Origin of the sequence: Mesorhizobium sp. M7A.F.Ca.CA.004.06.1.1 (assembly GCF_003999135.1) — a bacterium.
In the GTDB taxonomy this organism is placed as follows: domain Bacteria; phylum Pseudomonadota; class Alphaproteobacteria; order Rhizobiales; family Rhizobiaceae; genus Mesorhizobium.
In genome coordinates, this window is the sequence record NZ_RZPQ01001025.1 from 1 (window position 1) to 1,625 (window position 1,625).

A 1,625-nucleotide genomic window follows, 5' to 3' on the forward strand; every position below is an offset into this window, starting at 1 on the left:
GACAAAGACGACCATCAGCAGCACTATTGGAGTCAGCAGGCCGGCGAGCTTGGCCGTCATGACCCAGCGCAGCATCGGCGAGGAAAAACCGGCCGGCGTGCCCTGCGAATAGAGCAGCGCACAGCCTTGCAGGATGCCGTTGGTGGCGAGCGTCATGACGATCGGCGAGATGCCGAGATAGACGATGCCGAAACCATTGGCGAAGCCAATGGCGCAGGCCATCAACAGGACGACCGGCAAGGCGTAGACAAGGGCGGCGTCGGAGCCGTTGACCATGCCGGCCAGGATGATGCCGGAGATGCCGATCGTCCACGGCACGGAGAGGTCGAGGCCACCGGTCAGAATGACGGTTCCCTGCCCCAGCGCCAGGACGGCTAGGAAGGACGATAGCACCAGCAGCGAATTCCAGTACCCCGGATTGAGGATGGCGCGGCCGAGCCAGACCTGCGTGACGACCACGATGAGCAGCAGGCAGACATAGGCGGGCAGCGCATAACGCAGCGTTTCCGCGTTGCGCAGGTGGAAGGCAGGGCGCGGCGCCGCCGGACTGCGCTGGGCATGGGCTGGTTCGGCGGTCTTGAGACGCCGGTCCACGCGCTCGAGTTGCGAGGGCAGTATGCCGGCGCGCCAGGCGGCGAGCCGGGCACGCGCGGCGCGTAGCTGCACGGCAAGCACCGATGCATGCGAGATGGAGCCGGCAAGTGCTGCCAGCACCAGAATGGTGCCTTCGGCGATGGTCGCATAATAGGCCGAGACATTGAGCACCAGCAGGATGATCACCACGATCATCAGGATGTAGGCGCCGAAGACCGAACCCACCGGGCCGCCCTGCCCGCCGCCGAGGCGCGTGCCGCCGACGACGACCGCCGCGAACATCGACAACAGCAGCGGATTGCCGACCAGCGGATCACCGCTGCCGGTCTGGGCGCTGATGAAGACGCCGGCAAGGCCATAGCAGCCGCCGGCGATGACATAGACGGCAAAGCGCACCAGCACGACATTGATGCCGACGGAAGCGGCCGACTCCGGATCGCTGCCGACCGCATAAAGTGCTGTGCCGAAGCGGGTTCCCTTCAGCCAGAACCAGGCGAGCAGGACGACGCCGATCACCACCAGCGGCATCGGCAGCCAGCCGGTGATCGCGTCGCCAAGATAGAAGGTACCGAGATCGGGCGACACGAAGCCGCCGGGCTTGTCCATCACCAGCAGCGTCACGCCTTGCAGGATGAACATGGTCGACAGCGTCACCACGATGGGCTGCATGCGCAGCACGGCGATGAAGAAGCCGTTGAAGGCGCCCACCGCCATGCCGACGCCGATGCCGACGGCGGTCCACAGGATGATGCTGGCGCCTGGCGCCATCGGGTCCATGCTCGATGCCAGCACGGCATTGACCAGCGATATCACCGCGCCGGCAGAGAGGTCGAAACCGCCCGACAGGATGACGATGGTCTGACCGATCGCGGCGAGCGCCGAGGTGGTGCCGCCGCTCGACAGGAACGACACGTCGAAATAGGTCAGCGGCCCGGCGTTGATCCAGTCGACAACGAAGAGCAGGATCGCCAGGACGATCGCGGCAATCAGCGCGCCACGATTGCGCACCAGCGCGCGGCGCAGACCGAAGC

1 protein-coding gene is annotated in these 1,625 nt (G+C 66.0%); it reads right to left on the reverse strand.

What is annotated here, in order from left to right; all coding sequences use genetic code 11:
* Positions 1 to 1,617: ABC transporter permease (locus tag EN906_RS33410; RefSeq protein ID WP_245484386.1), on the reverse strand; the 1,617-nt coding region annotated here is incomplete at its 3' end.
* Positions 1,618 to 1,625: the final 8 nt, after the last annotated feature.